A 24,178-nucleotide genomic window follows, 5' to 3' on the forward strand; every position below is an offset into this window, starting at 1 on the left:
ACGAAAAAGCCCGGCGGCCGAGGGCGCGCCGGGCTTTTTGAAGCTCTCTTCGGAAGAGCGGCTCAGTTGCCGAAGCCGCCGCTTCCCACGATGGGGGCCGCCCCCATGAGAGCAGAAGCCTGCGCGACGCCCGTATCGGCACTGGCCGTCTGGGTGGTGGCGCGCGTGTAGAGCGAGGAGGTGCTGCCGGCCGTCGGCGCAGCCGTCCCGTTGGGATAGGGCGTGCTCGCGGCCCGCGCCGGCGCGGATGCGACGGGCGCCGGAGCCGGCGTGGCCGCCGGCGCGCCGGGCCGCACGGGCGCGGCGACGACCTCGCCATCCGCCTTGGGCGGGCGGACGTTCGCGGGATCGAAGGCCGGCACATTGTCCTGCCCATAAGCCATGCGGGCGGGGGCATTGTCCTCGCCATTGAGCTTGGCGAGGAACACCGGGTTCATGCCGCCATCGCGGCCGGTGCGCACGGGCGCGAGCGGCGTGTTGGACGAGAGCTCCGCCACCTTCAGATTGTCGGAGCGCTCCTTGGCGCCCACCGCGCTCGCGATCTCCGGGGCCACCGTATAGGCCGGGCACGGCGCGGATGGGTTGAAGGCCTGGCCGGGCTGCAGCTGGGCATCGAAAACGTACTGCCGGTTGCAGACGTTCACCTTCGGCTCGTGCTTCGTCACCTCGAAGTGGTCGTAGCCCTGCTTCAGGTTGCGCCAGAAGGCCATGTTCGGATTGTTGCGGTGGCGGGCCAGATTCTGCGGCGTCATGCGGAAGGGCATGGCCTGGATCTGGAACGCCCGCTGTCCGCCGGCAAACGCCTCGCGGGCCAGCGCGAAGATCTCCGCGATCTGCTCGTCCGTCATGGCGTAGCAGCCGGCCGACGAGCAATCGCCGTGGATCATCAGGAATTCGCCGGTGCGGCCCCACGACTTGTCGAAGGCATTGGGGAAGCCGGTGTTGATGGAAAGGTAGTAGCTGGAGTTCGGGTTCATCAGGCCGGGGGTGATCATATAGAACCCCTCGGGCGCCTGACGGTCGCCGATCTTGACCTTCGGCCCCAGTTCGCCGGACCAGCGGCAGATGGGATAGGTCTTCAGCAGCGCGTAGCTGCCGTCATTCTTCGCCTTCCAGACCTCCAGCTCCGCCTCTTCCTTGAAGACGCGGATGAGAATCGGGTTCTGCGGCGCCATGTCCTTCTCGGACATGAGCGAGATCATCTTGGGCGACAGCGGCTGGTTGGCCTTGGCCGAGACATCGTTGCCCTGGCCATTGCAGGCCGCAAGCGCAAGCGCGGCGACGGCGGCAAGGGCCGCAAGGCGCACGCGGGAGAGGATGGCAAGCGGACGGCTCAACACGGAACTCCTGGGTCCGATCCGGGCGCGGTGAGCGACAGTTCTGAAAGTTCTCTAGCCTTACGGCCTGACCGCCGCAAGATGGGAGAACCCTCGAGGTCGACCGCCCCCAACGTCAGATGACGGCGCATTGCGGCCGTCCTGAGATGGTGGCTGGCCTGGGGCTTGCGGAAGAGCACAAACCGCCCGGATGGGGCCGATAACCGTTTTGTTGGTTAACGAACCGTTAAGGCTCAGAGGGTGCGGCCGATGGCGAGGAATTTCGCCCGGCGCGCCTTGCGCACCGCGTCCGCATCGAGCCCGGCGAGCGAGCCCATCGCCTCGGCGATGGCATTGCCGGTCGCCTCAATGGCCGCCTTGGGATCGCGATGGGCGCCGCCCACCGGCTCGCGCACGATGTCGTCCACGATGCCGAAGCGCAGCAGGTCCTGCGCCGTGATCTTCATGTTGGTGGCCGCCTCCTGCGCCTTGCTGGTGTCGCGCCACAGGATGGAGGCCGCGCCTTCCGGCGAGATCACGCTGTAGACCGCATGCTCCAGCATCAGCACCTTGTTGGCGGCGGCAATGGCGATGGCCCCGCCCGAGCCGCCCTCGCCGATCACGACCGCCACGTTCGGCACGCCGAGGCCGAGACCCGCGTCGGTGGAGCGGGCGATGGCTTCCGCCTGCCCACGCTCCTCGGCGCCGATGCCGGGATAGGCGCCGGCGGTATCCACCAGCGAGATCAGCGGCAGGCCGAAGCGGTCCGCCAGTTCCATGATGCGCACGGCCTTGCGGTAGCCCTCCGGACGGGCCATGCCGAAATTGTGCCGGATGCGGGTCTCGGTGGTGGAGCCCTTTTCGTGGCCGAGCACGCACACCGCTTCACCCCGGAAACGGGCGAAGGCGCCGATGAGGGCTTCGTCCTCGCCATACTTGCGATCGCCGGCGAGCGGCGTGAAATCCGTGAACAGGCCCTTGGCGAAATCGGAGAAATGCGGGCGCGCCGGGTGGCGGGCCACCAGCGTCTTCTGCCAGGGCGTCAGGCTCGCATAGAGTTGCGTCAGCGCTTCCTGCGCCTTGCCTTCCAGCTTCTGGACCTCATCGGCGATGCTCACCCCGTCGTCCGGAGAAGACAGCGCGCGCAGTTCTTCCACCTTCGCCTCGAGCTCGGCCACAGGCTTCTCGAAGTCCAAATAGCTACGCATGCATGTCCACGGGGTTTGAGGGTGAAACCGTCAGGGTACAAGGCTCCTGGCCCCGCCTCGGGGCGCGCGGAAGCTGCCCCCCACGGCACGGCAAGTCAAGCCGGAGGCCATTTACGCTGTGCAGACCCGGCAACCATCAGATAGGGGGCAGCGTTCTCCAGCGGTAGACCCAAAGGAGCGACACATCATGCCGCAGGCTGACAAATCCAAGGAAACGCAGGAGGCCGAGGCCCGCAAGGCGGCCCAGCGCACGCCGGCGGCCGGCCCCCACGCCAAGCCGCACCTCACCGACACCGAGAAGACGCCCGGCAGCGGCACCCTGCCCGATCCCAAGCACCCGCAGGAGGGAGACGCGACCTCCGGCTGACGGGAGAGGCCGACGCAACCCGCCCGGACGCTGCGGCATCGCGCAGGTCGCGACCGGGCGGGTTCGGCCTTGTTTGCGCCCCCTGTCCCCGGCTATTGCTGCGGAGCGATACAGCTCTCGCCCGCCGCCCCGCCGGGGACGATGCGGCAGCCAACGAGGACCCCTGCCCCCATGCGCGCCCTTCTCGATGTCATCCTGATCGTGCTGCAGCTTTATGTCTGGGTGCTGATCATCTCGGCTGTGCTCTCGTGGCTGGTCGCCTTCAACGTGGTGAACCCCTACAACCAGCTGGTGCGGACGATCAGCGAGATCGTCTACAAGCTGACCGAGCCGCTGCTGGCTCCCCTGCGCTCGGTGCTGCCGAGCATCGGCGGCCTCGATCTCTCCCCCATGGTACTGATCCTGATCATCTTTTTCCTGGAGCGGGTGATCGCCTACTACATCTACCCCATGGTGTTCTGATCCTGCCCCATGGCCTTCTGCCGCGAGACTGCCGACGGGCTTGAGGTCAGCGTGCGCGCCACCCCCAAGGGTGGCCGCGACGCCCTCGACGGCGTGAGCCAGCTGTCCGATGGGCGCGACGTTCTGAAGATCCGCGTCCGGGCGGCGCCCGAGGATGGCGCGGCCACCGCCGCCGTCGCCAAGGTTCTGGCTGGCGCCGCGGGCGTTGCCCCCTCCGCCGTGCGCCTCGCCTCAGGCGCCACGGCGCGCCTCAAGGTATTCCGCATTTCGGGCGACGCCGCCCGCCTGCGCGCGACACTCGAAGCGGCCGTCGCCGCCCTTTGATCTTCCGTTAAGTCGCAGAAACGCAAACGGCCCGCCGAAGCGGGCCGTCCGGCTGAGGCATGCGCCGATCAGGCGACCTTGCGTTCGGGCGCTTCCGCGCCGAGTGACCAGGGCGCGGGCGTGTGGCGGGTGTCGACCATCTTGTTGTCGACGCCATTCTCGTCGAGGAAGGTCTTCTGTTCGCGATAGGTCATCGCCCAGGCGCGGTTGAACTTGTTGAACAGGCCCTGATCCCAATAATCCTCCAGCTTGAACTCCTTCTTGGAGAAGACGTCATAGCTGGGGATCTGGTAGGTCTCGGCAAACTCCACCGTGCGGCTGTCATAGGTGAAGTAGATGGACGGCGTGCCGTTGGAGAGGGCCATCAGATTGCCGTGCAGGCGATAGCCGAGCACCAGATCCTTCTGCTGCACCAGCGCCTCATAGTCGGCCACCACGTCGGAGTAGAACAGCCGCTCGCGGTGGAGCTTCTCGATCTCGTCGTCCCAGTACCATTCCGAGACCCATTTGTTGGCTTTCAGCGCTGCAATGGCCTCTTCGCGCTGCTCGGCGGTGCCGAACACGATCTTCTTCTCCTCCACCTCGCCCTGGGCCATGAGCACCACGTCCCAGCGGTTGGCGCATTCCTTCACCAGATCGCGGTGGAAGGTGAGGTAGCGCTTGATGTCCTGCGCATAAGCGGGGGACACCTCGCGCCGGCAGGTGATGCCGACCTGCTTCACGTCTTCCAGATTGGGCAGCGTGATGGTGAGGTTGGGATCGTTGCGCCGGAAGGCGGTGGGGCAGCCGACGATGCGGATGTTGCGGATGCCGATGTCCCACAGCACCTGCGCAGAATAGGCCCCGCGCACGCCGATGGAGGCGGAGGAATCCGCCATCATGTGCAGGACGGTCTTGGTCTCCTCCGAGAGTTCCATCTCGCCCTTCACCGGCGCCTGGGCGCCGATGCCATAGGCGATCACCGGCAGCTTGAGGCGTTTCAGCACCTCAATGGTGTTCTGCCACTTCATATGGTTGTGGACATAGTTCGAGCCGCGCAGGAAGACGTAATCATATTCCTCCCGCAGGCGGTCGATGTCCTCCATCTTCGGATTGGCGATGGGCAGCACGCCCAGCTTCTCGAAGTTCATCAGCTTCAGCGATGAATCGAAGACGAAGGCGTCACCGATGTTGTGATAGTGGTCGATGCTGCGCTGGACGTCCTTGTAATTGTACCAGCGGACGCAATCGTGGTCGTAAACTTCTCCCGACGGGATCATGACGAGGACGCGGGCCATTCTTGCCTCCCTCTGGAAGCTGAGGCGATTGCCTCAGGCGGTGCGCGCAACGGCTTTCTGAACCGTCGCGCCGGGGACATCCGAACGCTTCTCGGCGCGCAGGCGCCGGTAGAGTTCGAGATGGGTGCGGGCGAAATCGAGATGGGTGTCCGGCTTGCGGATGCCGGCGCGCAGGCGCTCCCACAGCGTGTCGTCGGTGAGGGCTTCCACGAGGCGGTCGGCGAGATCCTCGGCGCTGCCGGCGCGGAAATGCAGCCCGTCCACGCCGTCGCGGATCTTCTCCGCCATGCCGCCGATGTTGGAAGAGATGATCGGGCGGCCGTGATGGAAGGCCTCCTGGATCACCACGGGGGAATTCTCCCACCACACCGACGGCATGATCATCCAGTCGACCGAGCGCATCAGGCGCGGCATTTCCACATTCTGGTAGGAGCCGTAGAAGCGGACCCGGTCGCCGGCCTTCTCCACCAGCGCGGCAATCTTGTTCTGATAGGCCTGCGGCTGGCGCTCCAGGTTGCCGCCGAAGATCATCATGCGAGCATCCTCGCTCCACACGCTCTCCGGCACGCGCCCCACCGCGTCCAGAAGGACGTCCGCGCCCTTGTAAGGTGTCATCTGGCCGAAATAGGCAAAGCTCCCGCGCCGCGTGTTGCCGCCGGTGAGCGGACGGGGCGGCGCCACTTCGGCAATGTCGAGCCCGTTCTCGATGACCGACATGCGGCTCGCATCCAGTCCCCAGTCGATGAAGCGCTGGGCGAGGAAATGGCTCGGCGAGACATAATGATCCGCCAGTTGCAGCATGGACTGCACGAAGCGCTCGCGTTGGAGGAAGCGCGCGGGCGAGATGTCCGGAAAACAGGCGTGGCAATCGGTGGGCGATGAGCGCTGGCACAGCTTCATGCCCGCCGTCTTCACCATCTGCCCGTGGTGGTGGCAGATGGACAGGAATTCGTGGAACGTCACGACGATGCGCGTGTCCGGCAGGGCATCGCGCACCGCGAACAGCGTCTCAAGCCCAAGCCCGAGGATGTGGTGGAAGTGCACCACATGGGGCTGCACGTCGGTGACGAAGCGCAGGAAATCCCGGCGCAGATCCTCCGTGTTGCGGTTCGACAGCAGGAAGTGGTCGTAATCGTCCGCGTGATAGAGGATTTCATCCTCCTTCTGCCGCAGGCTCATGAGCGCGGAGGCGCCATGGCGCGGCACGGGATTGCCGACGCGGGCGAGATAGCGGGAGGAGGCGCCACCCACCGCATTCAGTCCCTTGTGCAGATTGTGCGAGGCCACCTCCGCCCCGCCCAGCGAATAGCCGGGATGGGCATGGGAGATGATGAGCACACGCAAATCCTCGACGCTGCCATCGGGCGCCACGGGCACCGGCACGGCCGGCAAAGGGGCGGACGGGTTGGGCTGTGCATTCATGGATCAACTCCGCATGTTCGCCACCGCGAGCGACCAGCGCCGGTCGAACGCCCAGCGATCGACCTTCCGCACAAGGCCGTGCCAGGACGCCACCGCTGGTCCGGCGGCCCCTTCGCTTGTCTCGTCCGCGCAGATCATTTCCACCTCGGGCACCCAGACGGAGGGCGTGCCGCCGAGCCGCAGCTTCAGCGCGAGGTCGAGGCGCTTCTCGGCGATCCCGAGATAGCCGCGCGTGAAGCCCTCCACGCTTTCGAAGGCCGCACGCGGCAGGATGCAGCATTCCACCGTGCCGGCCGTCACTTCCATCGGGTCTGCCTCCGCCACCGCAGCACGCGGATAGCCGACAAGCCGGTCGCTGAGGCCGCGGCCGGTGCCCTCGCCCTGCAGCATGGTGCCGGCCCAGCGGATGGAGTCGTCTTCGAACAGCAGCGTCGGCGAAACGAGGCAGCGCCCGCCCCGCGCCCGATAGGCGCGCTCCAGCTGCGGCAGCCAGCCGGAGCCGCGCGGCAGCACATGGGCGCACATCAGCAGCAGATGCTCGGCGGAACTCGCCCGCACGCCCGCCTCGATGGCATCGCACACGTCCTGCGCGCCCTCGGCCCGCACGAGGCGCAGACTGAGGCGATAGAAATCCGCGAGCCGCCGCACCTCGGCGGACACCTCGTCGAACCATTCCTCGCGCACGGCGACGACGATGGGCAGCGCCCGCGTTTCCGGCTCCAGCGCCAGCAGGGAGAGCAGGACGCCCACCTGCGCCGCGCCTTCGTCCACGCCGATGACCAGCGCCATGGAGGCGGAGCCCTCGAAACCGCCCGCCTCGCTCATCACCCGGCCCGATGCGGGCCGGCGCTCCAACGTCTGCACCAGCGGGCCCAACTGCCGCTCCACCACCTGCGCGGCCACGGCGGAGCGGGGCTCCACGGCGGTGGACAAGCGTTGGAGCACATGGCGCGGCGTTGCGCGCGTCAGCGGCAGCGGGCGATAGACGGGGCCGCTCGCGAGCGTCAGTTCGAGATAGGCGGCATCGCGCGCATGGGCGGCCACGCGCGGCGCGAAGGCGAGGAAGCCGTGACCGTGATGGCCGGGATCCAGCGCCGCGAACAGCGGATCGGAGGCGAAGGCGCGGGTCACATCAGGGCGGGGCTGGCGCGTCCAACCCTCGTCGATGCGCACGCCGGTCTTGCCCACCTTGAGATGGACCGCCTCCACATGTTCCTCGCAATCGACGATCCAGCCGGAGACCAGTACGCCCCCGCCATCCACCATCAGCGCGAAATCGATGCCAAGCCGCACGGGCAGCTTCAGCTCGCTCACCGTGTCGCGGCCGTCGAAGCGGTTGGCGGCGGCCTTCAGGCGCGCCAGCACGTCGGTGGGCGCGGTGAGGCGCGGCAGCACCGCCCGGGCATGGGCTGGCACGTCGCGCGGCTCCAGCCGCACGCAGCGCTCATAAACGGTGATCGCCCGCCAGCCCTCGCGGGAGCGGAACAGCACCTTCTGCAAGGCGGCGGCGTCGATCTTCTCCGCCCCGGTCATCACGCCCGCAAAGCCACGGCTGCGGCCCGCGAGATCCTCGCGGGGGAAGGAGGCGCTGTCGAGCTCGGCCAGCATCGGCTCGGTGCCGATAGCAAGCACGCGGGCGCGGCCCGGCACCAGATCGGCGGTCCAGCCCTGAAGGAAGAGTTCACCATCCTCGTCGGCGCCCATCACCTCCACGAAGCCGTCGGGCCGCGCCACGGCCTGCGCCATGGCCGCCACGGCCCGCAGGCGGCGCGCCGTGGGCTTGCCGGCGAGCAGCGCCTCCACGATGCCGTCCACCACCAGAGCGGCGGAGGGGCCGGCATCCTCGGCAATGGCCTGTAGCGCTGCTTCCAGCGGCACTGGACGGCGGGCGAAGGCATAGCGAGCGGGATGGCCCGGCCGGCGGAAGACGATGGAGGTGAGGCGCCCACGCCCCAGAACCGCCAGCGGCACCAGCGCGCAGAAGCCGGACCGGGCCTCGGGCGGCGCCTCCGGCCGGCGCCAGGAGACGGTGGCGGCCTGTGTCGCCGCGCTCGGGTCGCCATTGAGCAGCGCCTGCACACTGGCCGGCATCTCGCCCATGCCGGCGATCAGCGCCAGCCCCTCGTCCACCGCCGCCACCAGCGCCGTCTCGCCATCGAGCGGCAGGCCGTGGATTTCGCCCCGCTCGGCGGGACGGTCGGTGCTGGGGCGGTCGGGCGCGTGCGGATCGGGCATGGGCGTCCTCAGATGCGAAGGCCGATGGCGAGGGCAAGGCCGATGCCGATACCAATCAGCACCGCCAGAGCGAAGAACTGCGGCTTGATCTCGTCGCGCGCCTGCTCCTTCAGCGCCTCGAGGCGCGCGTCGAAGCCGGCGAGCGTGCCGTCGAAGCGGGTGAGGAAGATCTCCACCTGATCCAGCCGCTCGGTGAGCGCGTCCTGCCCGGCGCGCACGGTGGTGAGCGCCTCCTCCAGATGCGACTCTCGGTCGGAAAGCACGTTCAGCCGCTCGGACGCCTCCTTCAGGCTCACGCCCGTATCGCGCTGGCCGAGCTGGAGCTGGCGTTGGGCCGCCACCAGCAGGTCGAGCCGATCGAGCACTCGGGCCATGGGCGCGGCGACCGCTGCCTCCGCCGCCTTCTCGTCGGCGCTCGGTCGGCGCAGCACAAGTTCCCCCTTGGGATCGACGGTGATCGCGATGACGGTCAGCCGGTCGGGGGATTGCAGCGCCTTGGGCGGCAGGTCGATGGCGAAGGCGTGATGCCCGTCGCCGATGCCATTGCGCCGCAGGTCCACGCGCGGCTTGTCGGCGACACCGCTCGCAATCTCCGCGCCATCCAGCAGGATGCGCACGAGGATGCGGGCCTCGGGACGGTTGCGGTCCCACACCCAGCCGAAGAGCTGGCCGTTGTCCACCGCATCCACCCGGCCGGCGAGGGCTGCCTCGGGGCTCACGGCAGAGGGCGCAGCCGCGGCCTCCGGCGGCGCGGCGGGCTTTGGAACAGGCACGGGTTGCGCTGCCGGCTTGGCTTGAGCGACAGATTTGGCGGGCGCGCCCGCCTCCTTCACCACCGCCGGCTTCGCGGGGGCTTCCGCCTTTGGGACGGACGGCGCCACCGCCAGCGGCTTGCGCGCCGGGGCGGTTTCGGGCTTGGGCCTTGCCGATACGTCATTTGCGGCAGACGGCGCCGGCGATGCTTCCGCGAGCGACATGGCGGCTCCTTAAGCGGCGACGGTGGAAGTCGCGGCATCCGCCGCGAGGGGCCGGGCGATCTGGCCGGCGAGGCGCAGATAGCGCGCCGCGACCGCATCGATGGAGGGCGGCGGAACGGTCGCCGCCGACAGGCGCCGCCACAGGGCCGCATCCTCCGCGCAACGGCGCATCACGCCGGCGAGGTCCGCCGCGTCGCCAGGCAGCACATGCAAGCCGTCCACGCCATCGCGCACCGCTTCCGCCATGCCGCCGATGCCGGAGGTGATGACCGGGCGCCGGTGCATCTGCGCCTCCTGAATGACGAGGGGCGCGTTCTCCCACCAGACCGAGGGCATCACCACCCAGTCCACACCGGCCATCAGGTGCCCCACCTCATGCCGCTCATAAGGGCCGAGGCGCAGGACATGGGAGTCCGTCTCCGCGAACAGCCGGTCGATCTCGGCGGTGAAGGCCTCGCTCTGGTAGAGCGCCGCGCCATGGACGCGCAGCTCGAAATCGACGCCGCAGCCGATGAGCCGCCGGGCGGCATCGAGCAGCACCCGCATCCCTTTCCAGGGATTGATGTTGCCGAAATAGCCGAAGGAGGCCCGCCGTCCCTCGTGCGGCGGCCGGAAGGGCGCTGCCGAGGTGAGCGGGCGGCCGTTGGCGATGACCTCGATCTTCGCCGGATCAAGCCCCCAATCCACATAGCGCGCCTTCAGGAAGCGGCTCGGCGAGACAAAGGCGTCCACATAGGAAAGGTGCGTCTTCAGATGCTGCTGGCGCAGCAGGAAGCGCTCGGTGGGGATCTCGGGAAAGCAGGCGTGGCAGGCATCGGGGCTCGCGCCCATGCAGCGCTGGCCGCCCCTGGTGCGCACCATCAGACCATCGTGATGGCAGATGGGATAATAGTCATGCAGCGTCATGACGATGCGCGCATGGGGCAGGATGCGCCGCACGAGGGCGGGAAATTCCGCGCCGATCAGCAGCAGATGGTGGAGATGCACCACATCTGGCCGGAAATCGCGCAGCAGGGCCACGAGATCGGGCACGGCGCCATAGAGGTCAATCTGGCTCATGCTGAAACGGTCGAAATGGCCGGTCCAGAACAGCACCTCGTCCTTGGCCGAGCCCACGGTCTGGAACGACGTGCCGGGCCGCGCCTCGCGGTGCAGCCGGCTGGTGGCGCCGAGGAACAGCGCCTCGCAGCCCGCCCGCTGATAGGCCTTGAACAGGTCGTGGGCGAAGATCTCCGTGCCGCCGGGATGCAGGTCCGGATGGTTGTGCGCAACGACCAGAATGCGGGGGCTCGCAGGTGCATTCATGAGCGGCCTCCCCGCTTCCGGGCGACGAAGATGTCCTGGTAGTGATCCGCCGGAATGCCGCGCCAGTGGCCGAGGCTTTTCAGGCCGATGTCGAAGCCGACCTCCCGCAACAGGCCATCGATGAAGCCGTCATCGAATCCAACGGCGGCGAGGGGCGCCTCCGCATTGGCGAACCAGCACGGCCCCTCCCCGTCCCGCACGAAGCCGAGCCGGGCATCGCGCCCATCGCCCGCCCGCGCCACCTCGTCGAGCACGAAGGCAGTGAGGAACAGCTTGCCGTTTGGCCCCAGCACGCGGGCGATCTCGCGGATATAGGCCGCTAGCTCATCCGCCGGCAGGTGGGTCGCCACCGAGACCATGATGGCGAAATCGAAATTGGCATCGCCATAGGGCAGAACGAGATCCTTGCCCGCCACCACGCCGCCCGGATTATAGAGCGCATGCGCAATATCCAGCTTCTGGAAGCGGAACTTCGGATAAGCCGGCGTGATGGTGGTGGCGCACCAGGCGACCCCATCCAGCACCGGATCGAATCCCTCGTAGCTGCCGCGTTCGGGATGGAGGAACTGCGTGAGCGGAACGGCCATGCGGCCGATGCCGCTCCCCACATCGAGCACGCGATGGCTGCGGCGCAGGCCGCCCAAAGTCACAAAGTGGCGCAGGAATTCGGCGCCGATGGCGCGGAAATCCCCGTCGCCCACAAAGATGCTGTCGGCGGGCGGCTGGGGCAGGAAGCGGTTCTGCCCGATATGGTCCAGTAGCCAGTCGAACTGGGCGGACACCGGATCGAAGGCGCGGGTCTCAGGAGCATGGACGTTCATGCGGCATCTCCCGTCCAGGTCTCGGCCATCAGGGCGGACATGGTGTCGCTCCAGCGCTGCGCATGCAGCCAGGCATTGTAGGCGGAGGCGGTGCCGCGCCCGTGGTCGGGGCTCACCCGCATGGAGCGCCGCTCCAGATGATAAAGCTCCGCCTGCGGCACGTAGCGCACGGCAAGGCCCTTGGCCCGCACCTTCAGGCACAGGTCGCTGTCCTCATAATCGCCGATCACATAGTCCTCGGTGAAACCGCCCACCGCCTCATAGAGCGCGCGCCGCATGAGGACGCATGCGCCGGTTACGGCTGGCACCGCACGGGCCACATTGGCGGGCGCGTAATCGCGCGGCATGCCCTTGTGATAATGGTGGTTGAGCCACTGGCCGCGCACGCCGCGCGCGAAATACATGCCCGCATGCTGGAGCGAGCCGTCGTCGAAGAGGAGCTTCGGCCCCACTGCCCCGATACTGTCGGCCGCAAGGGCCGCCACCAGCGGCGAAAGCCAGCCGGAGGCCACCGGAATGACGTCGGAATTGACCTGCGCGATCACCCTGCCCCGCGCCTCGCGGGCACCGGCATTGCTGGCGACCGCGAAGCCGGCATTGCGCGGCATCACCACCAGCACGACGGGCAGATCATAGAGGATGTGAAGGCCCCTCAGCAGGTGCTCCACGCCATCGGCCTGCTCAGGCGAATCCAGCACATAGATGATTTCCGCGCGATCGCGGATCGCCGGGTCGGCGGCGAAAGCCCCGATCTGGAAGCGCAGGAAGTCGAGCACGCGATAAAGCGGCACCACGATGGAGACCTCGGGCGCAGCCACGCGCTCGCCGACGGCGATGACGCGCGGCGCCCCCACCTGCGCGACGAAATCATGCTGAATCGCCGCCAGCGCCGGGCCGAGGCAGCGCGCCAGCGCAGTATCCGTGAGGAATTGCGGCGGAATGGCCTTCAGAGCCCGCGAGCGCTTCTCGGAAAGATCCGCCGGCTGGGGCGCGGGCACGAGCATGTGGCGTTCGCCGGACTTCACCCGCAAGGCGAAGCGCGGCTGCAGCAGGTCCATACGCGCCGGCGCAAGGGCCGCGAAGCCCGTCACGGGAACCGTCTCGTCCCCCTGCCCCACCTGGCCGGAGAAGTCATGGCGGGCCTCGGTCAATGGCACGAGGGTTTCCCCGTCGATAAGGTCGAGGCCGGCGACGAGGCCCAGAGGATCACGCACCCAGCCGCCCGCCAGCAGGCCCGCAGAGGTGGCAAGCGCCAGATCGATCTCCGCCGAGGGCAGATGCGGGCCACCGGAGAGGGCGCGCGCCGGCAGTGGGGCTTGAAGCTGAAGTTCCACTGCCGCCGCGCGCGCCGCCTCCGAGCCTTGCGCCGCGACAGCGACGGCATATTCCCGCAACGCCGGATCGGCCTTGCCATTGGCGCGCCACCAACGGGCCAGCGAACCGAGATCGGCAGGCCATTCGAGACGGCGCACCGCGAGCCAGCCGCTCCCGGACAGCAGAACGAGGGTCTCCGGCTCCTGCTCCGCATTGCCCAGCGCCAGATAGAAGCGGCGCTGCCCGCGCCCGTCCGGCGCCCCGATGCGCGGCGCCGCCGGAAGGCGGGAGAAACGATTGGGAGAAATGCAGTGGAGCGCGGTGGGCGGAGCGACGCCGGCCGGCAACCCGCCCTCCACCAGCGCGGTCTCGCCATCGAGCCGCGCCACGGCCCGCATCACCGCGGGTTGGGCACTCGCCGCGCGGGCGAGTCCGTAAATGAGACGGGCATAGGCCCGGTTGCCGCGCAGGCGGAAGATGCTCGCCCACGTCTCGAGCAGCGTCGTGATGAGCGATACCCGCGCAACCGGCACGAGGCCAGCCAGCAGCGTCTCCACATCAACCGCGGGGATGTCGCGGGTGGGATCGACCCGGACTTCCACGCTCTGGCCCACGGCGCCGGCAAACAGGGAAAGAGACAGCGCCGCGTCCGGGCGGCGGAAGGCGAACAGGAGCCGCGTGCGGCCATCCTCGCGCAGCAGACGCAACGCGCCGAGGGGCGCCAGCGGTGCGCCGGACGAGGTTTCGAGCCGTCCCGAATTCCAGACCCGCGAGGGCGCGTCCCAGGCCAGCATCAGCACGCCACCGGAGAGCGCGAAGACCTGGGGGCCATCCGCTGCATCCGGCACCGGGCCGATGACGATGGGCGTAAAGACGTCGCGGGCGGGTTCGAGCATCGGCTGTCACCTCGGAAATGCGCCGGAAGGGCTGCCCGCGAGACGGGCTCGCGGGCAGCAGGAAACCGCGGGCGGGGGAAGACCCGGCGGTGTCTTGGCAAGCGGCGCGGAGCGGTGCGCCCCACGCCGGAGCATCAGTGCACGAGGAAGTAGGTGTTCGGGTGATCCTGAACGTCTTCCAGGCTCACGCCATGCAGCGTGACGGTGTCGCCGTTGCCGAGATCGATGACCGTATGGCCGCCCACCTCCGTGGCCCGCGCCGCCACGTCGTCGGCGCTCGTGATATCCGTGCCGTTGATCCCCTTCGAGATTTCGAGAAGATCGGTGCCGGCCTTGAAGTCCAGCACCACGTCGTTGCCGCCGCCGCCGGTGAAGACGAACAGGTCGCTGCCCGCGCCGCCTTGCAGCAGGTCGTTGCCCGCGCCGCCGTGCAGGATGTCGTCGCCCGCACCGCCGGAGAGGAAATCATCCCCCGCGCCACCGACCAGGGCATCGTCGCCAGCGCCGCCGAGAAGCGTATCGTTGCCCTCGCCGCCGGAGAGATAATCCGAGCCGGAGCCGCCGGAGAGGAAATCGTGGCCGGCGCCGCCGAACAGGGCGTCGTCTCCTGAGTTTCCGAACAACGAGTCGTCTCCGGCATCGCCGTAGAGGGTATCCGCGCCGTGTTCACCAAACACGAGGTCATGCCCATCGCCGGCGAGCACCGTGTCGTCGCCACCATGAGCGAAGATCACGTCGTGGAACCGGCTTCCGAGAAGCGTATCGTCGAATGCGCTTCCTTCGATGGTTGCCATGGCTGTCTCCGTCACTCCAAAGCACGCCCGATCCCGGACCGGCACTGGCCGTCAGGCGAAAGCGTGTCTGGCTCAAGTTGCAGAGGCGAATTCACAGGCCCGGTCACATGGCCGGCCTGATCCGCCCCCATGGGGGGACGCGGTCATCACGCCCTCGGAGGATACTTCCGTTTAAGGAACGCATCAGCTCCGATGCAGTGCATCATACGCAAGGGCATGACGGACAGGAAGACCAAAAAGTGATTTTCTTCAAGGAATATTATGGCCTTAGACTTGGCCATTCGCCCTTATTCAAAGACATATTCAGTAGTGTTTGATCTCAATTTGATTCAAATTTTGAAATTGCGAACATGAATATAGCGCAGCGCACGGCAGCCCGGTGCCGCCGCACGCTGCGCCGCATCAATTTTCGCGGAAGGCGCGGTTGAAGCTCTCGGTGACAGGACCGATGAGATAATCGATGGCCCGCCGGGGCTTGCGCACCGCCATCAGCTCCGCCGGCATGCCCGGATAGAGGCTCACGGTCGGGTGCTTCTCCAGCTCCGCCGCATCGATGGACGCCCGGATGACATAATAGGCGTTCTGCGAGTTTGGATCGATGGTCTGATCCGCCGCCACATAGATGATCTTTCCGTCAACAGGCGGAATCACCCGATGGTCATAAGCGGTGAGCCGCACCTGCGCCTTGCCGCCCACATGCACATTGACGATTTCCCGCGTGCCGAGCTTGGCTTCGACCACGAGTTGCTCCTTCTCCGGCACCACATCCATGATCGGCTGGCCGGCGGGGATCGCGCTTCCGGGCGTGCGGAACTGGATGTTGGCGATCACGCCATCCTGTGGCGCGCGGACGGTGAGCCGGTCCAGCACGTCCTTGGCGGAGGTGATCTGGTTCTCCACCTCCGCGAGCTGGAGCTGCGCGTCCTGGAGCTGGGTCGCCACATCGCTCTGCCAGTCGAGATCGATGCTCGCCAGCGTCGCCTCGGCGCTGGCCTTGGCCTGTTCGGACTTGGCGATCTGAGCCCGGTAGTCGCCGACCCGCCCCTTGAGCTCGGACACGCGCGCTTCCTGCTCCAGCAGTTGCGCCTTGGCGACAAATCCCTTGCCGGCGAGTTCCTTGAGCCCCGTCAGGCGCTCGGAGATGTAGTCGCGCTGGCGCTCGGCAGACTCGATCAGCGCCGACAGGGACTGCGCCTCCGCAATCCGCTGCTCGATTTCCTTGCGCTGGATCTGGGTCTTGCCGACATAGGCATCGTGCCGACGCTGGAACAGCCGCCGTTCCGCAGACAGCACATCCACCGCTACGGGGTTCGCGGGATCGAGCACTGGAGGGGGGAAATCCACCTGTGTGGCGCCGCTCTGCTCTGCGCGAAGGCGCGCGAGCTTCGCGAGGAAGCCGACGCGCCGGCCGCGGTACTGCTCAAGATCGGAGCGGGCACGGGTATCGTCCATCAGCGCCACCGGCTGGCCCAGCTTCACCACATCGCCTTCCTGCACCAGCAGGCGTTTCAGGATTCCGCCCTCCAGGTGGCTTACCGTCTTGCGCTTGGAATCGACCACCAGCGTACCGGTCGCGACCGCCGCCGAATCAAGATTGGCCAGCAGTGCCCAGGTGGTGAAGCCGCCGAAGCCGATGAGCACCGCCAGCGTGCCAGCGATGACGGGTCCCCGCAGCCCCGATGGCGCTTCCACCGCCTCGCGTTCCAGCACCTGATACCAGGTCTCCACCTTGCGGTGGCGGTCCGGCGGCAGCACCTCCGCGCGCCGGGCCGCGACGCCGCGCTGGGGAGCGTCGGCCAGGCGCGCGGGCGTGCGCTGCATGTCATCCGCCTCGCTCATGCGGCACCTCCTGCTGTGGAGAGCTTGGGCTTGCGCGAGGGCGTCAGGGTCGCCACCACCGAAGTCCGATCGCCAAACTGGGAGATGCGACCGTCCTGCAGCACCAGCAGCTTGTCGGCGCATTCCATGATTGCCGGGCGATGGGCGATCACCACCACGATCGCACCGTCATCGCGCATGGCTCGCATGGCCCGCATCAGTGCGGCCTCGCCCTCCGCGTCCAGGTTTGCGTTCGGCTCGTCCAGCACGAGGAAGCGCGGCCGACCATAAAGGGCGCGGGCAAGCGCGATGCGCTGCTTCTGGCCACCGGAGAGGGTGAAGCGGCCGTCGCCCACCGGCGTGTCGTAGCCAAGCGGCAGGCGGCCGATCATCTCATGCACGCCAGCCATGCGCGCGGCCTCGATGACCGCCCGCGGGTCGGGCTCGCCCATGCGCGCGATGTTCTCGCGGATGGTCCCGTCCAGCAGCGAGACGGACTGGGGCAGATAGCCCACCATCTCACCGAACGAGCCTCGCTCCCAGAGATAAACATTGTGGCCGTCCAGATAGATACCTCCGGAGGTGGGCTTCGCCGCCCCCACCATGAGGCGGGCGAGCGTGGACTTGCCTGCGGCGGAGGGGCCGACGACACCCAGGATCGTGCCCGGCTCCACCCGGAAGCTGATGTTCTTGATGACCGCGAGATCGCGCCCCTGCGCGATGAAGATGAGGTTGTCCACCTCCAGCGGCCCCTCACTGGGCGGCGTCGGGAAGGTGTCCCGGTGGGCGTGATAGGTCTCCAGAAGCTCACGCACCCGCTGCCAGGCGGAGGAGGCCGCGATCCATGAGCGCCAATTGTCGGTGAGGCTGTCGAAGGGCGCCAAGAGGCGACTCATGATGATGGTCGCGCCGATCATGGAGCCGGGCGAGGCATCGCCCTCGATGACCAGCGAGGCGCCGAGCGAGAGGGCGCCGATCTGCATGGTGAGCCGAAGCACGCGCGTGACCGCATGCATGCCGCGGCCGCGCCCGTTAGCCATGTTGGAGAGGTCGGCAGCATGCACCTGCGAGGTGCGCCAGCGACGCGCCAGATTGGGCAGCATGCCCATGGCCTCGATGGCCTCGGAGTAGCGCAGGTTCGCGCTGATCCGCGAGATGTTCTCGATGTGGGCCTGGTTCGCTTCCTTGGTGAGCCGTCGCGTGAACATGTCTGACAACAGGCCGAGCGCCACAAGGATACCTGCGGACACCACCGCCAGCAGCCCGTAATAGGGATGGAGCGCGAACAGGACCGCCAGAAAGATGGGGCACCACATGCCCTCCAGCGGAGCCATCACCGCGCTGGAGGTGAGGAAGCCGCGCAGATCGGACAGATCGCGAAGCACCTGCGTCGCCTTCACCGCGCCGCCCTCTACCGAAGCCGTGAGCGCCGCCTCCAGCGTCGGCAGGTTGAGCCGCCGGACCAAGGTACCAGCCATCGCCTGAAAGGTGAGCGCGCGTATATATTCTAGGATGCCGTAGAGGATCAGGCCGAATCCCGCGAGCAGCGCCAGCATCGCCAGCGTGTCATAGCTGCGCGAGTTGATGACGCGATCGTGCACCTGCAGCATGAAGATGGGCACGGTGAGCTGTAGCAACGTAATGAAGCCGCTCAAGGCTGCCGCATAGGCCAGACCCGCCACAAACGTCCGGCGGCCAGCCTTGATCAAGGTTCGTGCGTCAGACTGCCTGGATGTCATCGTGGACGCACCCTCCTACCGCAGCGCGAAGATTTTTGGCCGAAAGTCGAAACACCTTCAAAAGAGCGATGAGTTTCCCTATCATCGCCTCATTAAGTCCTACCTTCGATGACGTTGTCATCACTCTTCATCGGTTATTTGGAGAGAAGATGGCATAAGCTGTCAATCAATAGCTGACCAGATTCGTCAGCATGACTGGTCTTGGGGAGGTTAGTTCGAAATTTGAATCAAATTCGGACGAAAGGGGACGTGATGACTCATAAGATTGACCGACCCATGACCGAAGACGGTGGCGAAGACTTTGGTGTACGCTGGAGCGATCTCATGCCCTCCGGCGTGAGCGACAGCGGCTCGATGCCTGACCCGGACCCCAGTGAGACGGGTCCCTCTGCCCCGGCCACCGCCACCGATGCAGTCACCCATCTGGAACTCGTGCGGGTGATCGAGCGGGTGCATCGCCGCTATTTCGACCTGCTGCGTGTGGAGCTGACGCGCCTCGGCGTCGACGACATCAGCCCCTCGCAGGTCATGCTGCTGTTCACCATCGGCGAGGATGAACTTTCCGTCCGCGACCTGCTGGAGCGGGGGCATTATCTGGGCTCCAACGCCTCTTACAATCTCAAGCAGTTGCTGGAGGCCAATTACATCGTCCGGGCCGCGTCTGCCCGCGACCGCCGCTCCGCCCGCATACGGCTGGACGCGAAGGGCCGAAATCTCTGCAATCTCATCCGCAGCGTCGACGAGACCTACCACCGGCTGGTGGCGCGGGATGCGGAGGAAACGCGGGAACTCGGCATCGCCTTCGCCATGCTGCGGCGCCTCGAGTTCGTATGGACCAACGCCCTTCGCTACGGCAACGGCTGACCCGCTTCCCGTCCCCCATCGGGACGGGCCGTGACGTTCCTCACGCCCGGAAGCTCATGCGGATTGTCTTCATCCATCGGCGGGGGCCAGGCCAGTTCCTGCACCTCGCACCCTATCTCGCCAGCGAAGGCTGGGAGGTGACGCTCATCTGCGAGACCATGGACCGCCCCCTGCCCGGTGTGCGCACGGTCCGCCACCGCGCGGAGCACGCCCCCCATGGACGCGCCGACGCGACACCCCACTTCGCCACCCCAGAACAGCATGTGCGCATCGGCTACCGGGTGGCGGAAACACTGGATGCGCTGGCGCGGATCGATGGCCCGCCCGATGTGGTCTATGGCCATATGGGCTGGGGCGGCCTGCTGTTTGCCAAGGACGTGCTGCCGCAGACCCCGCTTCTCGCCTATTGCGAATATTACCACCGGCCGGAAGGGGGCGACGCGGGCTTCGACCCCGCCGACACCGTGACGCGCGACGACCGCCAGCGGCTGCGGCTGCGCAATAGCGCCCAGTTGCTGACGCTGGATGCCATGGACGGCGGCATCAGCCCCACGCGCTGGCAGAAGGGCCGCTTTCCCGCCGCCTATCAGAACCGCATCGCCCAATGCCATGACGGCATCGACGTCCGCTTGTGCCGGCCCGATCCGCAGGCGCGCCTCACTTTGCCCGATGGTACGGTGCTGCGTGCCGGTGACCCTGTGGTGACATATGCGGCGCGCGATCTCGAGCCCTATCGCGGCTTTCCGGAATTCATGCGCGCCGCAGCGCGGGTGGCGCAGGCCCATCCGGACGTGCGCTTTGTCGTCGCGGGGGGAGACGGCATCAGCTACGGTCGCCCGCCCGCACATGGCCGGAACTGGCGCGAGGTGATGATGGCCGAGACTGGCCTCGATCCGGCGCGCATCACCTTCCTCGGCACCATCCCGCACGCAGCGCTCATTCGCCTGTTCCAGGTCTCGGCGGCCCACGTCTATCTCACCTATCCCTTCGTGCTGTCGTGGTCCGTGCTCGAAGCCATGGCGTGCGGCGCGCTCGTCATCGGCTCGGCGACGCCGCCGGTCGCGGAAGTGATCGAGGACGGCACAAACGGACTCATCACGCCCTTCTTCGACATTGACACCCTGGCCGCACGCATGCGCGAGGCGCTGGACAGCAGGACCACCTTCTCCGCGCTCCGCGCGGGTGCCCGGCGCACCATTGCCGAGCGCTTTGCGCTCGACTCCCGCCTCAGACGGCAGCAGGCCCTGATCGGCAGCCTCACCGGCCGGCGGCCCGCAGCGCAACGCACCGCCATGGGGGCGGCGTGAGGCCTGCCCGACGACAACCGGGGCATTCTACTTCGATTTTCAAAGTATATTTTTAATATTGCGCGCCGCAAAACTGCGGGCAAGATAATGAAACCAGCGTAGACAGAGAGACCGCGCTGCCCTGTCCCACCAATGATCGCACGACCCGCGAGGAGGACATTCATGTCTGCCACTCCAGCCGCCCCCCGCCGCGCCCGCATCGGCGTGCTCATGCCCGCCGGCAAGGTGATGGATCATGATCGCGTGGTCACCCACACCTATGGCGATCCGGAAAAGGCGACCTCGCTTTTCACCAATATCGGCGACTGCTTCGTGTTCGAGTCCTCGCTCCGCATCCTCGATTATGCGGACGTGCAGCCCATCTATGCAGGCGAGAACACGGTTCCCTCCGACGCTTACGTGGAAAAGCTGAACCAGCTCGATTTCCTGTTCCTGCGCGGCTCAAACTACATCAACACCAATGGCAAGTGGGACGCCATCACCGCGCTGCTGGAGCGCACGAAGGTGCCGGTCATGGCCTTCGGCATCGGCGTGCAGACGCCGGACAATTCCGAGGACTATGTGAACGAGTCCACCAAGCGCTTCCTGCAGCTGGTGGCCGACCGTTCCACCTCCATCGCCATCCGCGGCACGCTCTCGCAGAAGGCGCTTAAGTCCATCGGCATCGACAAGGTGCGCATCATCGGCTGCCCGACCGCCTTCCGCCACCGCAAGCCCACCATCTCCATCAAGCGCATCGCCAGCGGCGACATCTCGAACCTCGGCTTCACGCTGCGCCGCAAGACGCACGGCAGCCAGACCCTGCAACGCTACATGCTGCGCACGCTGGCCGAGCAGTACAAGACGCGCATTTTCTGCGCCGGCGAACTGGAAGAGAAGCAGATCTTCTATGCCGAGCGCGGCATGCTGAAGGACTCCGGCGACGTGCAGGCGAAAGCCATTGATGCGTTGATCAATGAGAACTGGTTCTATGGCCCCAGGGATCCTCTGATCGATCTCTACAAGTCCCAGCTCGCCGTCTTCGAAGCGGTGCAGGATTTCGAGGCCGGGCTGAAGGAGATGGACGGCGTGACCGGCTTCCGCCTGCACGGCAACCTGCTGGCGCTCGCCAATGGCGTGCCGGCGCTCTATGTCACCTACGACACGCGCACCCGCGAATTCGTTCAGACGCTCGGCATCCCCTCCATCGACATCAAGCAGATGGACCGCTTCTCCTTCCAGAAGGCCTGGGACAAGGCCGATTTCGGCACCTTTGAGAAGGCCTATGCCCTGCGCTTCAAGGAGCTGAAGGCTTTCCTTGAAGAGAATGGCATGCCCCACCGCCTGGAGCGCCCGATGCCCAAGCTCGTGGCCGCCGAATGAGGGCGCGCGTCGCGTGAGCGGGCTCTTGCCGATGCTTCGCCGGGCGCTGCTGGCGCTCGGTGGGGCCCTCCTGATCCTGCGCGGCACCGCCGCGTCGGGTCTCGAGCTGTCGGTCGCCGGCCCGGAGTTCATCGTCTTCGACCAGCGCACGCAGGCCTGCGATACGTCGGATTTGCCGGATGCCCCCGCTCGCGCGTTCCGCAACGCGCAGGGGCAGATGGTGCTGTTCGCACCGAACTTCCGGAACCGCGCGTTCGAGGGGCCGGACCTGCGCCATCTCGCCCGCGATTGCGCCGTGCGCTTCGCCGCCCGCCAGAGCGCCGACCCCGGCCAGTTGGACGATCGCACCTGGCTGCATGCCTTCCACACAACGGATGGCACCCATATCTTCGCCCTGGCCAGTGCGAGCTTCATTCCCTACCGCCACGGGGAAGCCTGCGCCGCCGGCCGGGAGCGCACGGCCTGCTGGAGCAACGGGATCGCCGCCCTGTCCTCACAAGATGGCGGGCGCAGTTTCAGCTACACGGCGCCGCCGCCCCGGCATGTGCTGATGCCGCCGCAGCCCTTCACCCCGCAGGTGCGCGACCCTGCCGGCTTCGTCTCGGCCACCAACATCGTCTCCTACAAGGGCGACCTCTATTCCATCGTCTGGCGGCGCGAGGCCGACGGGAAACGCTCGCGCAACTGCCTTGTGCGCGCGCCGGGCGGCGATGTGCGGCGCTGGGAGATGTGGACGGGCGAAGGCTTCGCCCCCATGGCCCAGGAAGGCCCGGCGGGCTGGCAGGTCGAGGGCACCGACTGTGCCGCCGTGGGGCGCGGCCTGCCGGCGATCCGGGGGCTGGTGCTGCACCCCACGAGCGGCACCTTCATCGCGGTGTTCCAGATGCGCCCGCGCGGCCCGACCGGCGGCGAGGACGGCTTTTATACGGCCACCTCCAAGGACATGGTGACCTGGTCCGCTCCGCGCCTGCTGCTCGCCCAGCCCCTGAGGGATGGCCTCGATGACCACGGCACTTTCGCCGGCTATCCGACGCTGATCGACGACAAAAGTCCGGACCGCGACTTCGGCACCGTCGGCCCGCAGGCGGACCTGGTCTTCGTCCGCTTCATGGAACTGGGCGCAGGCGGCCCCAAGGGCCGCAACCGCCAGCTCGTGGCGGTGCCGCTCCGGATCACGCCGTGACCGGCTGGTGCCGGCGATGGGGCGCGCTCAGGCCGCGACGAACTCCTGCCGCATCGGCGTGAACACATCCACGAGGACGCCGGGCTCGATGCAGATGGCGCCATGGTGCACACCGCCGGGCACGTAGAAGCTGTCACCGGCCTTCAGGCGCGCCGTCTTGCCGTCGATGGTGATGTCGAAGACGCCGCTTTCGACGCTGGTGGTCTGCACATGCGGATGGCTGTGCGGCACGCCGCCGGGGCCCGGCTTCTTGAAGATGACCCGGACCATCATGATCTCGTCGTTATAGGTGAGGATCTGGCGGCTGACGATGTCGTCCAGCACCTCTACCTCCGTCTCGCCCGCGAATGCGAAGACGTCGCCCTTCTGCGCCATGTCACTTCTCCGGAAAGGCGCCCGCGGGATGCGCGGGCGCTCCCTGTTGCTCTATCGGGCCAGCCAGCCGCCATCCACGGGCAGCACCACGCCATGCACATAATCGGAGGCACGCGCGGCAAGGAACACCGCCGCCCCACCCAGTTCTGAGGGCTGGCCCCAGTGGCCGGCCGGAATGCGGGCGAGAATGGCGGCACTGCGCTCGGGGTCTTCCCGCAGGGCCTGCGTGTTGTTGGTCTCGAAATAGCCCGGTGCGATGGCGTTCACATTGATGCCCTTGCCCGCCCATTCGCAGGCCAGAAGCCGAGTGAGGCCAGCCAGCCCGCTCTTGCTCGCCGTGTAGGACGGGATGCGGATGCCACCCTGGAAGGAGAGGAGCGAAGCGATGTTGATCACCTTGCCGCCCTTGCCGTCCGCCAGCATGCCCCGCGCCACCCCCTGGGTGAGGAAGAACGTGCTCTTGAGGTTCACATCCATCACCGCGTCCCAATCGGCCTCGGTGAAGTCGATGGCGTCGGCGCGGCGGATGATGCCCGCATTGTTGACGAGGATGTCGACGCGCCCGCCGACGGAGGCCTCCTCGACAATGCGGCCGATGGGCTCCAGCGTCGCGAGATCCGCCCGCACCTCGGTGAAGGCGACGCCCGCCGCGCGCACGGCTTCACCCGTCTCGTCCATGGCGGAGCGGCCCACGGCGACGATGCCGGCACCAGCCTGAGCAAGGGCCACCGCGATCGCCTGCCCAAGGCCCGTATTGGCGCCGGTGACGATGGCGCGTTTGCCGGAAAGGTCAAAAGGAGAGGTCATCCCGC

21 protein-coding genes are annotated in these 24,178 nt (G+C 67.3%); 7 read left to right on the plus strand and 14 right to left on the minus strand.

Annotated elements, in window-relative coordinates; genetic code table 11:
- Window positions 1-62 precede the first annotated feature (62 nt).
- A complete protein-coding gene (locus AZC_RS17065; protein WP_070097010.1) occupies window positions 63-1,337 on the minus strand; it encodes a L,D-transpeptidase family protein in 1,275 nt (424 codons plus the stop codon).
- 233 nt (window positions 1,338-1,570) lie between these two features.
- Window positions 1,571-2,524, minus strand: coding sequence for an acetyl-CoA carboxylase carboxyltransferase subunit alpha (locus AZC_RS17070; RefSeq protein WP_012171838.1), 954 nt, complete (start codon window positions 2,522-2,524; stop codon window positions 1,571-1,573).
- A 187-nt stretch (window positions 2,525-2,711) separates the two neighbouring features.
- Between AZC_RS17070 and AZC_RS17075 the strand changes: the two genes are divergently transcribed.
- The 3 genes from AZC_RS17075 to AZC_RS17085 all read left to right on the plus strand — a co-directional run bounded on the left by AZC_RS17075 (window position 2,712) and on the right by AZC_RS17085 (window position 3,677).
- The gene (locus AZC_RS17075) at window positions 2,712-2,891 is read left to right on the plus strand and encodes a hypothetical protein (RefSeq protein WP_043879517.1); all 180 of its coding nucleotides are present in this window, start codon (window positions 2,712-2,714) and stop codon (window positions 2,889-2,891) included.
- A gap of 171 nt (window positions 2,892-3,062) precedes the next feature.
- Window positions 3,063-3,353, plus strand: coding sequence for a YggT family protein (locus AZC_RS17080; RefSeq protein ID WP_012171840.1), 291 nt, complete (start codon window positions 3,063-3,065; stop codon window positions 3,351-3,353).
- A gap of 9 nt (window positions 3,354-3,362) precedes the next feature.
- Entirely contained in the window at window positions 3,363-3,677 is a 315-nt protein-coding gene (locus AZC_RS17085; protein ID WP_012171841.1) for a DUF167 family protein, read from the plus strand.
- A gap of 68 nt (window positions 3,678-3,745) precedes the next feature.
- Here AZC_RS17085 and AZC_RS17090 read toward each other — a convergent pair whose 3' ends face one another.
- The 10 genes from AZC_RS17090 to AZC_RS17135 all read right to left on the minus strand — a co-directional run bounded on the left by AZC_RS17090 (window position 3,746) and on the right by AZC_RS17135 (window position 18,275).
- The gene (locus tag AZC_RS17090; RefSeq protein ID WP_012171842.1) at window positions 3,746-4,954 is read right to left on the minus strand and encodes a polysaccharide pyruvyl transferase family protein; all 1,209 of its coding nucleotides are present in this window, start codon (window positions 4,952-4,954) and stop codon (window positions 3,746-3,748) included.
- A gap of 33 nt (window positions 4,955-4,987) precedes the next feature.
- Window positions 4,988-6,376, minus strand: coding sequence for a glycosyltransferase family 4 protein (locus AZC_RS17095; RefSeq protein WP_012171843.1), 1,389 nt, complete (start codon window positions 6,374-6,376; stop codon window positions 4,988-4,990).
- 3 nt (window positions 6,377-6,379) lie between these two features.
- On the minus strand, window positions 6,380-8,611 hold the full coding sequence (locus tag AZC_RS17100; RefSeq protein ID WP_012171844.1) for a hypothetical protein: 2,232 nt from the start codon (window positions 8,609-8,611) through the stop codon (window positions 6,380-6,382).
- A gap of 8 nt (window positions 8,612-8,619) precedes the next feature.
- Window positions 8,620-9,588 carry a hypothetical protein gene (locus AZC_RS17105; RefSeq protein WP_012171845.1) on the minus strand — a complete coding sequence of 323 codons (969 nt, stop codon included), beginning with the start codon at window positions 9,586-9,588 and terminating at the stop codon, window positions 8,620-8,622.
- A gap of 9 nt (window positions 9,589-9,597) precedes the next feature.
- On the minus strand, window positions 9,598-10,893 hold the full coding sequence (locus tag AZC_RS17110; protein WP_012171846.1) for a glycosyltransferase family 4 protein: 1,296 nt from the start codon (window positions 10,891-10,893) through the stop codon (window positions 9,598-9,600).
- Window positions 10,890-11,714: a class I SAM-dependent methyltransferase gene (locus tag AZC_RS17115; RefSeq protein WP_012171847.1), complete on the minus strand. Its 825-nt coding sequence runs from the start codon at window positions 11,712-11,714 to the stop codon at window positions 10,890-10,892. Before AZC_RS17115 ends, AZC_RS17110 begins: the two co-directional genes overlap by 4 nt.
- Window positions 11,711-13,924: a glycosyltransferase gene (locus AZC_RS17120; RefSeq protein WP_012171848.1), complete on the minus strand. Its 2,214-nt coding sequence runs from the start codon at window positions 13,922-13,924 to the stop codon at window positions 11,711-11,713. The genes AZC_RS17115 and AZC_RS17120 overlap by 4 nt, the downstream gene beginning before the upstream one ends.
- Before the next feature lie 134 nt (window positions 13,925-14,058).
- Window positions 14,059-14,718, minus strand: a complete 660-nt coding sequence (locus tag AZC_RS17125) for a calcium-binding protein (RefSeq protein ID WP_012171849.1) — start codon at window positions 14,716-14,718, stop codon at window positions 14,059-14,061.
- A 402-nt stretch (window positions 14,719-15,120) separates the two neighbouring features.
- Window positions 15,121-16,557, minus strand: a complete 1,437-nt coding sequence (locus AZC_RS17130) for an HlyD family type I secretion periplasmic adaptor subunit (RefSeq protein WP_052285979.1) — start codon at window positions 16,555-16,557, stop codon at window positions 15,121-15,123.
- Window positions 16,554-18,275 carry a type I secretion system permease/ATPase gene (locus AZC_RS17135; protein ID WP_012171851.1) on the minus strand — a complete coding sequence of 574 codons (1,722 nt, stop codon included), beginning with the start codon at window positions 18,273-18,275 and terminating at the stop codon, window positions 16,554-16,556. Before AZC_RS17135 ends, AZC_RS17130 begins: the two co-directional genes overlap by 4 nt.
- Before the next feature lie 276 nt (window positions 18,276-18,551).
- Here AZC_RS17135 and AZC_RS17140 point away from each other — a divergent pair, with 276 nt between their 5' ends.
- From AZC_RS17140 to AZC_RS17155, 4 genes are all read left to right on the plus strand, one after another.
- Window positions 18,552-19,139, plus strand: coding sequence for a MarR family transcriptional regulator (locus tag AZC_RS17140; protein ID WP_244421735.1), 588 nt, complete (start codon window positions 18,552-18,554; stop codon window positions 19,137-19,139).
- 56 nt (window positions 19,140-19,195) lie between these two features.
- The gene (locus AZC_RS17145; RefSeq protein WP_012171853.1) at window positions 19,196-20,446 is read left to right on the plus strand and encodes a glycosyltransferase family 4 protein; all 1,251 of its coding nucleotides are present in this window, start codon (window positions 19,196-19,198) and stop codon (window positions 20,444-20,446) included.
- Between the two features lie 162 nt (window positions 20,447-20,608).
- A complete protein-coding gene (locus AZC_RS17150; RefSeq protein WP_197531779.1) occupies window positions 20,609-21,808 on the plus strand; it encodes a polysaccharide pyruvyl transferase family protein in 1,200 nt (399 codons plus the stop codon).
- A 25-nt stretch (window positions 21,809-21,833) separates the two neighbouring features.
- Complete coding sequence (locus AZC_RS17155; RefSeq protein ID WP_148209871.1) at window positions 21,834-22,991, plus strand: hypothetical protein; 1,158 nt, start codon at window positions 21,834-21,836, stop codon at window positions 22,989-22,991.
- A gap of 27 nt (window positions 22,992-23,018) precedes the next feature.
- Here AZC_RS17155 and AZC_RS17160 read toward each other — a convergent pair whose 3' ends face one another.
- Complete coding sequence (locus tag AZC_RS17160; protein ID WP_012171856.1) at window positions 23,019-23,366, minus strand: cupin domain-containing protein; 348 nt, start codon at window positions 23,364-23,366, stop codon at window positions 23,019-23,021.
- Window positions 23,367-23,417: 51 nt separating this feature from the next.
- On the minus strand, window positions 23,418-24,173 hold the full coding sequence (gene kduD / locus AZC_RS17165; protein ID WP_012171857.1) for a 2-dehydro-3-deoxy-D-gluconate 5-dehydrogenase KduD: 756 nt from the start codon (window positions 24,171-24,173) through the stop codon (window positions 23,418-23,420).
- Between the last annotated feature and the right edge of the window lie 5 nt (window positions 24,174-24,178).

The sequence above is a fragment of the Azorhizobium caulinodans ORS 571 genome, assembly GCF_000010525.1.
In the GTDB taxonomy this organism is placed as follows: Bacteria; Pseudomonadota; Alphaproteobacteria; order Rhizobiales; family Xanthobacteraceae; genus Azorhizobium; species Azorhizobium caulinodans.

What these genes read in the sequence shown, in the direction of transcription:
- AZC_RS17080 (WP_012171840.1), top strand. Translation starts at nt 3,063, where the DNA reads ATGCGCGCCCTTCTCGATGTCATCCTGATCGTGCTGCAGCTTTATGTC.
- AZC_RS17145 (WP_012171853.1), top strand. Translation starts at nt 19,196, where the DNA reads ATGCGGATTGTCTTCATCCATCGGCGGGGGCCAGGCCAGTTCCTGCAC.
- AZC_RS17095 (WP_012171843.1), bottom strand. Translation starts at nt 6,376, where the DNA reads ATGAATGCACAGCCCAACCCGTCCGCCCCTTTGCCGGCCGTGCCGGTG.
- AZC_RS17070 (WP_012171838.1), bottom strand. Translation starts at nt 2,524, where the DNA reads ATGCGTAGCTATTTGGACTTCGAGAAGCCTGTGGCCGAGCTCGAGGCG.
- AZC_RS17105 (WP_012171845.1), bottom strand. Translation starts at nt 9,588, where the DNA reads ATGTCGCTCGCGGAAGCATCGCCGGCGCCGTCTGCCGCAAATGACGTA.
- AZC_RS17130 (WP_052285979.1), bottom strand. Translation starts at nt 16,557, where the DNA reads ATGAGCGAGGCGGATGACATGCAGCGCACGCCCGCGCGCCTGGCCGAC.
- AZC_RS17125 (WP_012171849.1), bottom strand. Translation starts at nt 14,718, where the DNA reads ATGGCAACCATCGAAGGAAGCGCATTCGACGATACGCTTCTCGGAAGC.
- AZC_RS17115 (WP_012171847.1), bottom strand. Translation starts at nt 11,714, where the DNA reads ATGAACGTCCATGCTCCTGAGACCCGCGCCTTCGATCCGGTGTCCGCC.
- AZC_RS17160 (WP_012171856.1), bottom strand. Translation starts at nt 23,366, where the DNA reads ATGGCGCAGAAGGGCGACGTCTTCGCATTCGCGGGCGAGACGGAGGTA.
- AZC_RS17150 (WP_197531779.1), top strand. Translation starts at nt 20,609, where the DNA reads ATGTCTGCCACTCCAGCCGCCCCCCGCCGCGCCCGCATCGGCGTGCTC.
- kduD (WP_012171857.1), bottom strand. Translation starts at nt 24,173, where the DNA reads ATGACCTCTCCTTTTGACCTTTCCGGCAAACGCGCCATCGTCACCGGC.
- AZC_RS17075 (WP_043879517.1), top strand. Translation starts at nt 2,712, where the DNA reads ATGCCGCAGGCTGACAAATCCAAGGAAACGCAGGAGGCCGAGGCCCGC.
- AZC_RS17140 (WP_244421735.1), top strand. Translation starts at nt 18,552, where the DNA reads ATGACCGAAGACGGTGGCGAAGACTTTGGTGTACGCTGGAGCGATCTC.
- AZC_RS17100 (WP_012171844.1), bottom strand. Translation starts at nt 8,611, where the DNA reads ATGCCCGATCCGCACGCGCCCGACCGCCCCAGCACCGACCGTCCCGCC.
- AZC_RS17120 (WP_012171848.1), bottom strand. Translation starts at nt 13,924, where the DNA reads ATGCTCGAACCCGCCCGCGACGTCTTTACGCCCATCGTCATCGGCCCG.
- AZC_RS17090 (WP_012171842.1), bottom strand. Translation starts at nt 4,954, where the DNA reads ATGGCCCGCGTCCTCGTCATGATCCCGTCGGGAGAAGTTTACGACCAC.
- AZC_RS17110 (WP_012171846.1), bottom strand. Translation starts at nt 10,893, where the DNA reads ATGAATGCACCTGCGAGCCCCCGCATTCTGGTCGTTGCGCACAACCAT.
- AZC_RS17135 (WP_012171851.1), bottom strand. Translation starts at nt 18,275, where the DNA reads ATGACATCCAGGCAGTCTGACGCACGAACCTTGATCAAGGCTGGCCGC.
- AZC_RS17085 (WP_012171841.1), top strand. Translation starts at nt 3,363, where the DNA reads ATGGCCTTCTGCCGCGAGACTGCCGACGGGCTTGAGGTCAGCGTGCGC.